The sequence below is a fragment of the Pyxidicoccus sp. M6 genome (assembly GCF_055568925.1).
Genome location: NZ_CM145714.1, coordinates 11,222,685 through 11,234,736 on the forward strand (window position 1 = coordinate 11,222,685; position 12,052 = coordinate 11,234,736).

The following is a 12,052-nucleotide window of genomic DNA, read 5'->3' on the forward strand; positions in this document are numbered from 1 at the left end:
AGGGCGGGGAACCTAGCGGAACATCCGGGAGCTTGCAGGCCGTGCGCAACAGCCTGCACGACAGGGACTCAACGGTTAAGTTCCGCCGCCATGTTCCGCTTTCGTCTCGGGAGCATTCCCGTCGAAGTCCAGCCGAGCCACCTGCTCGTGTCGGCCATGATTGCCTCGAGCAACATCGACAACGCCCAGGGCGGCTGGCCCTTCCGGCAGGTGACGGATGCCCCCGCGCTCGGCCATGCCAGCGCGATGGGCGTCTACGTCCTGTCCTGGATGTTCATCGTCTTCGTGTCCGTGCTCGTCCACGAGCTGGGCCACGCCCTGGCCAGCCGGATGTTCGGCTGGCGGCCGAGCATCGTGCTCGCCTGGCTGGGGGGCAACACCCAGTTCAATGCCCCGCCCGGCCCCCAGTCCTGGCAGCGCAGCGTGGTCATCACCGCGGCGGGGCCCTTCTTCGGGCTGATGCTGGGATTCCTCTCCTGGGCGGGGCTCTACTTCTTCCGCGGCCACACGCCCGCGCTCGACTTCTTCCTGCGCACCTTCACGCTCGCCAACCTCTTCTGGGCGGTGCTCAACATGTTGCCGGTGCTGCCGCTGGATGGGGGGCACATCACCACCACGCTGGCCACCCGCTTCCTGGGTACGCGGCGCGGCATCCTGGTGTCGCAGGGGCTCTCCCTGGTGGTGTGCGTGGCCGCCGTGGTGCTCGGCCTGAGAATCGGGGACCTGCTCTTCGTCGTGCTCTTCGGCTATTTCGGCGCGCAGGCCTTCGGCCTCATGTCGAAGGTGATGCGCACCACGGACGGTGGGACGGACGCCTCGAAGCTGCGGGGACCGCTGGCGGAGAAGCTTCGCGACGCGCAGGCCGCGCTCAAGGTGGGCCGGCTGGACGACGCGCGGCGGCTGGGCGCCCAGGTGCTGGAGACGGAGGAGGGCCTCACGGTGCCGCTCGCCAGCCACGCGCATCATGTCCTGGGGTGGGTGGCACTGAAGGAGGGCCACGGGCGGATGGCGCTGGACCACTTCTCCCAGGTGCAGGGCCTGCCCGTGGAGCCGCACGCGGTGGCGGCGGCCTTCTCATTGGTGGGCGACGACACGCGCGCCGTGGAGTGGTGGAAGCAGGCGTGGCAGGCGTCAGGGGACCGCACCGTCCTCCACGAGTACGCCGGCACGCTCATCCGCCTGGGGCGCGAGCAGGACGCGCTCCGGCTCCCGGGGTTGGACCCGGCCGCGGCCTACACCTGCGCGGAGCGGGTGCTCTTCATTCGCGGCGCCTACTCCGAGGCCGCAGCGGTGGGCGAGGCGGCCCTCCGTCACGCACCGAGCGCTACCATCGCCTATGACGCGGCGTGCGCCTACGCCCGCGCGCGCAATGCGCCGGAGGCCATCCGCCTGCTGCGGCGCGCCACCGAGCTGGGCTTCAACGATGGGGCCTATGCCGCCTCGGACGCAGATCTTGCGCCTCTTCACGGCCACCCGGCCTTCGAGGCCTGGCTGACGGAGCTGCGCCAATCCGCGGCCTCCTGACAGAGCCATGACAGGAGGGGGTGTTGATGCGGGGTGGGACTGAGCAGCTTGCGCTCGGTTCCGACCTGCTCACGAGGCCCTCCGTGCAGACACCCTCTTCTGTTCAGCCCGCGGACAACGAGCGTCTCAACTGGCTGTCCTCCATCCCCTTCTTCGCCGTCCACCTGATGTGCTTCGCCGTCCTCTGGGTCGGCGCGAAGCCGGTGGACGTGGCGGTGTGTGTGGGGCTGTACATCATCCGGATGTGGGGCATCACCGCCGGGTACCACCGGTACTTCTCGCACCGCTCCTTCAAGACGGGCCGCGTCTTCCAGTTCATCCTCGCCCTCGTGGGCAGCACCTCCACGCAGAAGGGCGTGCTGTGGTGGGCGGCGAACCACCGGCACCACCACCGCTTCTCGGACCAGCCCGAGGACATCCACTCCCCCATTCAGCGTGGCTTCTGGTGGAGCCACATGAACTGGATTCTCTGTGACAAGTACGGGGACACGCGCATGGAGGCCATCAAGGACTTCGCGCGCTACCCGGAGCTGGTGTGGCTCAACCGCTTCCACCTGGTGCCCCCGGTGGCGCTGGCCGTGGCGCTCTACTTCATCGGCGGCTTCTCCATGCTGGTGTGGGGCTTCTTCGTCAGCACCACCGTGCTGTGGCACGGCACCTTCACCATCAACTCGCTGAGCCACATCTTCGGCAAGCGCCGCTACAAGACGACGGACACCAGCCGGAACAACTGGCTGCTGGCGCTCATCACCCTGGGCGAGGGCTGGCACAACAACCACCACTACCACCAGAACACCGCCAACCAGGGCTGGTTCTGGTGGGAGGTGGACATCAGCTACTACTCGCTGAAGGTCCTCTCCTGGTTCGGCGTGGTGGAGGGGCTGCGCACGCCGTCCGAGTCCACGAAGTACGCCTACCTCAAGTACACGCCCGAGGAGCGCGCCGAGCTGGCCGCCCCCACGAGCTTCTGGGGAGCCAACGGCGCCCGGGCGCAGCTCGTCGCGGCGAAGACCGCCGCGAAGACGGCCGCCGAGGACGCGGCGCGCGCGGCGGGAGATGCCGCCAAGGTGGCCGGCGACAAGGTGCGCGAGGCGCTGGCCGCCGCCGCGGACTCCCTGCCCACCTCCGCGCCGGCGTCCCGCTGACGGAGTAGACCGGAACTCCCCCGGGAAGGCCCATCCCGGGGTACGGCCCCCCGGGAAGGAATCTCCCGGGGTAGAGTCCGCCGCGCGTGCCCCAGCCGCCCCCGCTGAAACCCGATGCCACGCCCGCGCGTACCGGAGAGGACCCGGCACGCGATTCCGTCGCCGCCCGGTCCGACGAGGTGCTGATGGCGCGGTTCTGCGAGGGCGATTCCACGGCGTTCGACGCGCTCTTCCAGCGCTACGCCCGGCCCGTGCACGGCTACCTCACGCGGCTGACGGGCAGCCCGTCCACGGCCGAGGACCTGGTCCAGCTCACCTTCCTGTCGCTGGTGCGCGCGCGAGGCCGCTTCCAGACCGGCGCGCGCTTCAAGCCCTGGCTCTATGCGATAGCCACCAACGCGGCGCGCGACGCACAGCGCCGGGGCCGGCGTCCGGAGGAGCTGACGCCCGAGGGCGAGCTGCCCGCGAGCATCCCCGACGACGCGCCCGGCCCCCGGGACAGCGGGCTGGAGCAGGCCGTGCAGCGTGCCCTGGCCCAGCTTCCCGAAGGCCAGCGCGTCCCCATCCTCCTGCACCGCTTCGAGGGGATGAGCTTCGCGGAAATCGCCGATGCGATGGGGCTCACCGAGAGCGCGGTGAAGGTCCGCGCGCACCGGGGTTATGAGCGTCTGCGGGAGCTGCTCGCCGCCCTTCACCAGGAGACGAAGGAATGAAGCCGGAGTGCTCGCGGGTGATGGACTCGCTGGGAGGCCCGCTGCCCGCGGAGCTGGAGGCGCACGTGGCGTCGTGTGACGACTGCCGGGCGCTGGTGGGTGGCTTCGACGTGCTGGGCGGCATTCCCGCGGCGCCGCCGCCCCCGGCCCCGGCCCCGAAGCTGGAGGCCGCACACCTGAAGGCCCGGGCGGAGCTGGAGGCGCACCCGAAGCCCACGCCGTGGTGGCGCGAGCTGCTGGTGCTGCTCGCCGTGTACGCGGCCGTGTTCGCCGGAGGGCTGGTGTTGCTCGGCCGGAACGGGCTCGGACTGGTGGGTAACCAGGCCTCGCCGATGATGGTGACCAGCGTGGCGCTGCTCACGCTGGTGCTGGTGGGCGGGGGCGCGTTCCTGGCGGTTGCGCCCATCCGGCGGCGGCTGCCGTGGGGACTGCTGGCCCTGGCGGCCGTGGGCGTGGCGGCGGTGCAGGTGATGGGCGGCTCCGGGCTCCAGAGCCGGCTGGCCGTGCGGGGCATGCTGGGGTGCATGGGGACCGAGGTGCTGATATCGGTGCTGCCGCTGGCCGTGGCGCTCGTGCTGCTGTGCCGCTCGGCCTTCCAGCCCGTGCGCGCACTCGCCGCGGGGCTGTCCGCCGCCGGGGTGAGTCTCCTCGTCGTCCACCTGCACTGCTCGGATGGGACGGTGAGGCACCTGTTGTCCGCCCATGTCCTGCCGTGGCTGCTGCTGGCCGGGGTGGCGGTGCTCGTGCGCTCGCGGCTGCCGACGCGCAGCTACGCGCCCTGAGCGGGCAGGCGGGCCCGCGGCGTGTAACCCGGGCTCTCGCGAGGACGTATCCGGAGCATGACCTCCGCGCTCCTCGCCCTGCCGCTGGTGCTGCTCACCGCCGCGCCCGTCTCCCGTACGCCCGTCGTGGTGGAGCTGTTCACCTCCGAGGGCTGCTCGAGCTGTCCACCCGCTGACGCCGCGCTGGCGCGGCTCGCTCGGGCCCAGCCGGAGGAGGGCGTGGAGCTCATCCCGCTGGCATTCCACGTGGACTACTGGGACGACCTCGGGTGGAAGGACCCGTTCGCCTCGCCCGCCTACAGCGCTCGACAGCGGCGCTATGCGCTCAATGGGGACGACAACAGCGTCTACACGCCGCAGATGGTGGTGGATGGGGAGCGCAGCTTCGTGGGCGATGAGGCGAAGGCGCGCGAGCAGGCCGCCTCCGCCGCGAAGCAGGCCAAGGTGCCTCTGCGGGTCAGCGCACGTGTGGACGGGGATGCGGCGGTGCTCACCGTGCGGCTCGACGCGGCGCCGCCCGCGGACACCGAGCTGTGGGCCGCGCTCACCGAGAACGGCCTGTCCTCCCGGGTGACACGAGGGGAGAACACCGGCCACACGCTGGAGCACGCGGCGGTGGTGACGCTCTCTCCGAATCCGTAGAGAAGGGGCGCGACTGGAGAGGAAGTCCCGCCGCGACGGCGCCCTCGTCCACCTTCCGGCCCTCCAGTCCCTGGCACGCCCGCCTGCTCTCCAGACGTGCGCGCGCCCCACACCCGGCGTGGAGTGCCACCCGCCAGACAACCCACTCACGGCACTTGAAGCCACAGCCCGGGCCTGATTAGTGGGAGCCCCAATGAAACCCGCTGTCCTCATATCCAGCGCGGCGCAGCGGCGCGCATGGTGGGAGCGTCTTCGCGCCGTCACGAGCCGGCTGGTACACGACCTCCTCCAGGCGTCCAACCGGCTGCGACTCCCGGGGCCCTCGGTGCTTCCGGTGGCGGGCGCGGTGGTGGGGCTCTACAGCGGACTGGCAGCGGGCATCTTCGCCAACCTCATCGGCCTGATGAGCGGGCTCACCTTCGGTGCCGCCGAGCTGACGCACACGCTGCGCCGGGGCCAGTTCCGCACGCTGATGGAGGCGTTCACCTCGGCGCGCTGGCATCTGGAGTACGCCATCGTCGGCGCGCCGCTGGCGCTGGCCGCGCTCGCCATCGCCCACTTCATCCAGCCTGGCGGCCCCCGCGACGAGGTGAAGCGCCGGCTGCGGCTCTTGTCCCTCCTGACGCTGGGCGCGCTGTCGCTCTACTACCCGCTCGTCGCCCTGGCCGCGCTCAACAGCGTGTTCGGCCACTCGCACAACCTCCCCGAGACGCTGGAGGACCTGCCCTGGTGGCTGATGCTGCTGGCCCCCACGCTGGGCGGCATGGCGGTGGGCCGGCTGTTGCGCGACAGGCCGGAGACGCACGGCCACGGCGTGCCGGAGGTGGTGCGCGCGGTGAAGAGCGGCGCCAACGTGGTGCCCGCGGACCGCGGCCTCCTCAAGCTGGTGGCCTCCGCGATAACGATTGGCAGCGGCGGCTCCGCCGGACGCGAGGGCCCCATCGTCTATGGCGGCGCGGCGTTCGCCTCCACCGTGGGCCGCGTGCTCGGCTTCAGCCGCAAGGAGCTCTCCATCCTCCTGGCGTGCGGCGCGGGCGCGGGCATCTCCGCGTCCTTCAACGCCCCCATCGCCGGCGCGGTGTTCGCGATGGAAATCATCCTGCGCGAGTTCGAGCTGCGCGTCTTCTCGCCCATCATCCTCGCCAGCGTGGCGGGCACCCTCGTCAGCCAGGGCGTGCTCGGCGAGGCGCCCATGCTCCGCCGCGTCCCGTATGAGCTCGTCTCCGGCAGCGAGGTGCTGGCCTACGCGGGGCTGGGCATCGGCTGCGGCCTGCTGGCCTTCACCTTCGTGCGGCTCCTGCACGGCGTGGAGCACTTCTTCCACGGACACGGTGGAGGCCGGCTGTCGCCGTGGCTGGCCCGGCGGCCGCTCTACCAGCGCGCGGGCCTGGGCGGGCTGTGCGCGGGCGTGCTGGCCTTCCTCAGCCCCGCGGTGTGGGGCAGCGGGCACGACTTCATCAACCTGGCCGCCGTGGGCCGGCTGCCCCTCCTCTTCCTCGTCACCGCGTGCGTCCTGAAGGTGGTGGCCACCGCGCTCACCATCGGCTCGGGCGGCTCGGGCGGCACCTTCTTCCCCACGGCCGTCTACGGCGCCATGCTCGGCGGCGCTTTCGGCACGGTGGTGCACTACTTCTTCCCGTCCAGCACCGGGCCCAGCGGCGCCTACGCGCTCGTCGGCATGGGCGGCGCCGTGGCAGCGCTCAACCGCGGACCGCTCACCGGCATGATGATGCTCTACGAGCTGAGCGGGAATCACGACATCATCCTCCCGCTGATGGTGACGTGCACCATCGCCTCCGCGCTCTGCCACTACCTCACCGAGCGCAAGGCGCCGAAGGTGCAGAGCGACACCGATTTGCTGGAGGGCACGCCGGTGCGCCAGCTCATGGTGAACCTGCCCCCCGTCCCCGCGGGCACGCCGCTGCGCCCGCTGGCGGATTTGCTCCTCACCTCGGAGGCGGGCGCCCTGCCCGTGCTCGACACCGCCGGCCAGGTGTACGGCACCGTGCAGGTGGAGCACCTTCGCGAGGTGTGGCGCGACGAGTCCATGTACCCGCTGCTGGTGGCGAGCGACCTGGCGCGCAAGCTGCCTCTGCTGTCGCCCGACCAGGACCTGGCCCACGCGCTGCGAGTCATGGACCAGGAGGACGTGGACGCACTGCCCGTCACCACGCCGCCGGGCAGCCCCACGTGCGGGCTGCTCACCCGCGGCGCCGTGCGGCGGTTCCTCTTCGCCCAGCACACGCAGGCCCACGCGAAGGGGGACTACCCCGTCAGCCCCACCGAGGCGGCGCACTGAGTCACCCGTCCTGACGGGGCACGGTTTGTCAGGAACGCGAAGGGCCGGGCATCCTTCGCGCCATGCGAGAGACTCGCCTCCCCGAACTGCGTGCCGAGCTGTCCTCCACCCACCACACCGCCCGCGTCCGCCGCATGGTGGAGCTGGGCCGCCTCGCACCGACGGACCCGGGGGTGAGCACCGCGTTGGAAGGACTCTCCCGGGGAGACGCCTACGAGCGACGGCTGGCCCTCGTCGCGCAGTTCACCCGGCGCGACGGCGCCCACGTGCTCTCCGCCACGTCCGACGCATCCAGCCGCATCCGCTCGCTGGCCTTCCGCCTGGTGCCCCTGGCCTGTGACGACACGCAGGCGCTGGAGGCCCTGAAGATGGCCTACGCCATGCGCCGCGAGGGCGCCATCCTGCGGGGCCTCGTGCGGCAGGAGCGCCTGGGCGTCATCGACGCGTACCTGGACTGGCTCGCCTCGCGCGAGAGCGTGCCCGACTTCGCGGACGCCGTGCCCCTGGGGACGCCCGGTGCCATCCGCAAGCACCTCGCCCGCGCGCTGGAGAAGCCCAGCTTGCGCTTCTGGAACCGGCTGGCGCGCTACGCGCCCGACATCCTCGCGGAGGTGCTCGCCGAGCAACTGCGCGCCGTGCCCGGTGAGCCCGACCCCGTCACGCGCATGCACCTCAACATCTTCCTGCCCCGCATCGCGGACCAGGCGCCCGAGGCGGCGCTGGAGCTGTTCGAGCTGCTGCTCTCCCGTCGAATCGTTCCGGACGGCGCGGCCTGGAACTGGCTCGCGATGCACAGGCCCGAGGCCGCGCTGAAGCTGCTGCAGCGCCATGCGCACGCCACCGCCTTCTGGAAGCTGTTCGCCCGCTCGGCCCCGCGCCTGAGCGTGGAGTCGCTCGCGTGGCTCGTCCGCACGGCCCCCGCCTCGCTGGGCAACGCGAAGCTGCTGCTCCCCCGCCTCTCCGAGTCCGCGCGCCGCACCGTCGTGGACGCGTGGTGCGCCGCCGTGGACGTGGCGCCCGACTGGGGCGTGGAGCTGCTGCGCTCCATCCCCGACGCGCAGGTGAGGGACCGCGTGTACGCGCGCTGGAGCGTCGCCGCGCGCAACAAGGACGGCGTCATTGCCCTGGACCTGCTGCGCGCCCTTCCCCGCGAGCTCCGCGAGCGCGAGGCACGCCGCCATCTGCAAGAGGTGGTGGCCCTGGGCACCCGGCCCCAGCAGCGCATGCCCTACGCGCGCCTGCTGCCCTGGGACGAGGCGCAGTCCGTCCTCCAGTCCTACCTGGGCCACCCCGAGGGCGACACGCGCGGCGCGGCCCTGGCCACGCTGCTGGCCATCCCTGGCCTGCGCCCCGACGACACGGCCCTGGTGGACCGCGCCCTGCCCCTGGTGCTCGCTCGCAAGAACGAGCAGGACCCGGTGCGCGGGGCCATGCTGGGCGCGCTCGTGAAGTGGCCCCGCCGCGTGTGGCGCCGCGAGCACACCGAGGCCGTGGGGCGGATGCTGCGCGACGCGCTCGACGCGGCGGACCTCTCGTACGCGACGGCGGAGCTCGCGGAGTCGCTGCTGCTGCGCGTCTTCGGGAGAGACTCCGCCTGGGGCGCGACGTGGCTGGCCACGCTCATGAAGGAGCGCGGCAACCTCGTCAACCGCCGGCTGGGCGAGCAGCTCTTCGACGACGAGGTGTCCACCGCCGCGCCCCACATCCTCGACATCGCGAAGTCCTGGGCACGGCGCGAGAGTGGCGTCCCGTTGCTCCAGTTGGTGGAGAGCCTGGGCGAGCGGGTGTCCCTGGTGCCCGGCCTGACGGAGCTGCTCGTGGGCGTCCGCGACGAGACGCCCTGGTCCTCGCTGGCGCTGGGCATCAGCCGGTGGATGTCCGAGCACGCCCGCGAGCGCTTCGAGGCGACGCTGGGCACCACGGTGCGGCGCTGGTACGACCGCGGCTGGCACTCGGAAATCATCTCGCTGGCGTCGTCGCAGGAGGACGGCGAGCCCTTCCACTTCGAGCTCGCCTCGGGCCTGGAGCGCGTGGCGCTGCGGCTGGGCAAGGAGTCGCACTCCGCGCTCACCGTGCTGTGGAAGAAGGACTGGCGCGCCTTCGACCGGCTGCTGCCCGCGCTGCTGAAGGCGGACGCCAGCGTCATCTGCTTCCCCGTGGTCCACCACTACCTGCACCGCCGGCGGCAGGATTTGCTCACGCCCTACCTGAGCGCCCCCGTCATCACCGGCCGCTTCGCGACGGGGAAGACGGGCTGGCTGCTGTCCTTCGGCGACGGCTTCTTCCGGTGGACGGCGGAGCAGAGCGCGACGTACTCGCACGCGGTGGGGCGGATGTTCGAGGACAGCGAGCGCGACACGCCCACGCTGCTGTGGGCCACCGCGCTGCTGGCGGCCATCGACTGGGCGCCCATGGAGAAGCTGTGCTCGCTCGCGGATGACTCGCGGCCCGTCGTGCAGGAGAAGGCCATGCGCGTCATGGCCCGGTGTGACCAGGGCCAGGGCGTGCCCACGCTGCTGCGGTGCCTGGAGGATGCTCGCGCGCGCATCGCCATCTACGGCCTGCGCCGCGCCTTCAATGGCATGCCGCCCTCGCGCGTGCTGTCACTGCTGTCCGGCGTGCCGCTGACGAAGGTCACCGTGGCCAAGGAGGTGGTGCGCCTGCTCGGTGAGCTGCGCTCGGACGCCGCCTACGCGCGGCTGCTGGAGCTGGATGGCATGTCGCTGCACCGCGACGTGCGCATCGCCATGCTGCGCGCGCTGTGGGACCACCTGGACCGCGAGCCGACGTGGGCCGTCCTCGCCCGCGCGGTGGACGGGACGGACTGGGTCATGGCCTCGCGCCTGGGTGACATTCCCGCGGACCGGCTCACGGAGGCGTCGGACCGGAAGCTGTCCGCGCTGCTGGGGCGCGTGCTGCGCCGGCCCGAGGCGGAGGCCCGCATCGACCTGCTGCAGCGCGCGGCGTATCTCGCCGTGAAGGACGTCGAGCGCACGTTCCTGTCCGCCTGCGGAACGCGGCTGGCCTCGCCGTATGACGACGAGGTGTCCGCGGCCATGCGTGCCATCCTCCACCGGTCCGACGAACGGGATTTGGAGCGACTGGAGGGCATGCTGGACGCGGTGTCTTCGGACCGGCGCGCGTTGACCGTGGCCTTGAGTCAGTTGCTGGCGCTGAACGTGAAGTCGCGGGCCAGCTACATGCAGGCGGCGAGCGCGGCGGAGCGCGTGCTGTCGAAGGACGCCCGGCTGGCGCCGCTGCGCGTGAAGTGCGCGGGCGCGGCGATGAACGCGGTGAAGTGGGCCGCGCGGGTGGCGCAGATGGGTGAGGAGGGCCACCTGCACTCGGACGCGCTGGAGGCGTGCCGTGCCCTGGTGGACACGATTCCCGCCGTGGAGCTGGAGGCCGTGGAGGCGCGGCTCACCACGAGCCCCAGCGCGGATGCGCGCCGCGTGGCCGTGTGGTGCCTCGTTCGCGACGCCGCTCCGGGTCGCGGGTGGACGCCGGAGCGGCTGGCGCGGCTGGCCCGGTACCAGACGGATGACTCCGCACTGGTGTCCGGCGCCGCGCAGGCAATCTTCCCTCCTCGGGAGATGGTCGCGAAGCCCGCCTGATTACGAGCGCCCGATGCCGTAGTAGGAGAAGCCCTCCTCCTTCACCTGCACCGGGTCGAAGATGTTGCGGCCGTCGAAGATGACGTGCCCCTTCATGAGGCTCTTGAGCTTCCGCAGGTCCGGCCTGCGGAACTCGTTCCACTCGGTGACGAGGAAGAGGCCCTCCGCGCCCTCCGCCGCCGCGTAGCCCGACGGCGCGTACAGCACCCGGTTGCCGAAGTAGCGCTCCGCCACCTTCGCGGCGACGGGGTCATGCACCTGCACCCGGGCACCCTTGCCCAACAGGCCCTCGATGAGCTCCACCGCGGGGGCCTCGCGCATGTCGTCCGTCTTCGGCTTGAAGGCCAGGCCCCACACCGCGAACGTGCGGTCCGCCAAATCGCCGAAGTGCTTCAGCGCCTTCGCCAGCAACGAGCGCTTCTGCCGCGCGTTGGTGCGCTCCACCGCGCGCAGCAAGTCCAGCTCCAGGCCGAACTCGCGCGCCGTGGCCACCAGCGCCTTCACGTCCTTGGGGAAGCACGAGCCGCCATAGCCGCAGCCCGGGTGGAGGAACGGGTAGCCGATGCGCTTGTCCGCGCCCATGCCCTTGCGCACGTATTCCACGTCCGCGCCCACCTTCTCGCAGAGCGCGGCCACGTCATTCATGAAGGAGATGCGCGTGGCCAGCATCGCGTTGGCCGCGTACTTCGTCAGCTCCGCCGAGCGCGTGTCCATGTAGAGGATGGGGTTCTCCGTGCGCACGAAGGGCGCGTAGAGCTGGCCCATCACCTTGCGTGCCCGCTCGGACGTGGTGCCGATGACGACGCGGTCCGGCTTGAGGAAGTCCTCCAGCGCCGCGCCCTCCTTGAGGAACTCGGGGTTGGAGACGACGTCGAACTCCACGTCCGTCACCGCGCGGATGCTCTCGCGCACCTTGTCGGCCGTGCCCACCGGCACGGTGCTCTTGTCCACCACCACCGTGTACTGCTTCATCGCCCGGCCAATCTCCTCGGCGGCGGAGAGCACATACTGGAGGTCCGCGTCACCGCTCTCCCCTTCCGGCGTCCCCACGGCGATGAAGACCACCTGCGCGGGCGCCACCGCCTTCGCCAGGTCGGTGGTGAACTGCAGCCGGCGCGCGGCGGCATTGCGGTGCAGCAACTCCTCCAACCCCGGTTCGTAGATGGGGACCTGTCCCTCCTGGAGCGCCTTCACCTTGCGCGTGTCCACGTCCACGCAGGTGACCTCGTTCCCCGACTCCGCGAAGCACGTCCCCGCCACGAGCCCCACGTACCCCGTACCCACCACCGCGATCTTCATGACGTCCCCCCAGTTACTTCCACTGCATGCCGCA

General features: G+C 71.5%; 8 protein-coding genes. 7 read left to right on the forward strand and 1 reads right to left on the reverse strand.

What is annotated here, in order from left to right; translation table 11 throughout:
• The first annotated feature begins 90 nt into the window (after nt 1-90).
• From ACVTJA_RS44020 to ACVTJA_RS44050, 7 genes are all read left to right on the forward strand, one after another.
• Nucleotides 91-1,524: a TPR end-of-group domain-containing protein gene (locus tag ACVTJA_RS44020; RefSeq protein WP_465829731.1), complete on the forward strand. Its 1,434-nt coding sequence runs from the start codon at nt 91-93 to the stop codon at nt 1,522-1,524.
• Nucleotides 1,525-1,607: 83 nt separating this feature from the next.
• Entirely contained in the window at nt 1,608-2,669 is a 1,062-nt protein-coding gene (locus ACVTJA_RS44025; protein ID WP_465829733.1) for an acyl-CoA desaturase, read from the forward strand.
• Nucleotides 2,670-2,755: 86 nt separating this feature from the next.
• Entirely contained in the window at nt 2,756-3,382 is a 627-nt protein-coding gene (locus ACVTJA_RS44030; protein WP_465829735.1) for an RNA polymerase sigma factor, read from the forward strand.
• Complete coding sequence (locus ACVTJA_RS44035) at nt 3,379-4,164, forward strand: DUF1109 domain-containing protein (protein ID WP_465829736.1); 786 nt, start codon at nt 3,379-3,381, stop codon at nt 4,162-4,164. The genes ACVTJA_RS44030 and ACVTJA_RS44035 overlap by 4 nt, the downstream gene beginning before the upstream one ends.
• Nucleotides 4,165-4,221: 57 nt before the next feature.
• Nucleotides 4,222-4,806, forward strand: a complete 585-nt coding sequence (locus ACVTJA_RS44040) for a DUF1223 domain-containing protein (protein ID WP_465829737.1) — start codon at nt 4,222-4,224, stop codon at nt 4,804-4,806.
• 193 nt (nt 4,807-4,999) lie between these two features.
• A complete protein-coding gene (locus ACVTJA_RS44045; RefSeq protein ID WP_465829738.1) occupies nt 5,000-7,105 on the forward strand; it encodes a chloride channel protein in 2,106 nt (701 codons plus the stop codon).
• Between the two features lie 62 nt (nt 7,106-7,167).
• Complete coding sequence (locus ACVTJA_RS44050) at nt 7,168-10,719, forward strand: hypothetical protein (protein ID WP_465829740.1); 3,552 nt, start codon at nt 7,168-7,170, stop codon at nt 10,717-10,719.
• Here the strand turns inward: ACVTJA_RS44050 and ACVTJA_RS44055 are convergent, their stop codons facing one another.
• The gene (locus ACVTJA_RS44055) at nt 10,720-12,018 is read right to left on the reverse strand and encodes a UDP-glucose dehydrogenase family protein (RefSeq protein WP_465829741.1); all 1,299 of its coding nucleotides are present in this window, start codon (nt 12,016-12,018) and stop codon (nt 10,720-10,722) included.
• Nucleotides 12,019-12,052: the final 34 nt, after the last annotated feature.

Coding starts and splice junctions, on each gene's coding strand:
- ACVTJA_RS44020 (WP_465829731.1), top strand. CDS start 91: ATGTTCCGCTTTCGTCTCGGGAGCATTCCCGTCGAAGTCCAGCCGAGC.
- ACVTJA_RS44035 (WP_465829736.1), top strand. CDS start 3,379: ATGAAGCCGGAGTGCTCGCGGGTGATGGACTCGCTGGGAGGCCCGCTG.
- ACVTJA_RS44040 (WP_465829737.1), top strand. CDS start 4,222: ATGACCTCCGCGCTCCTCGCCCTGCCGCTGGTGCTGCTCACCGCCGCG.
- ACVTJA_RS44045 (WP_465829738.1), top strand. CDS start 5,000: ATGAAACCCGCTGTCCTCATATCCAGCGCGGCGCAGCGGCGCGCATGG.
- ACVTJA_RS44050 (WP_465829740.1), top strand. CDS start 7,168: ATGCGAGAGACTCGCCTCCCCGAACTGCGTGCCGAGCTGTCCTCCACC.
- ACVTJA_RS44055 (WP_465829741.1), bottom strand. CDS start 12,018: ATGAAGATCGCGGTGGTGGGTACGGGGTACGTGGGGCTCGTGGCGGGG.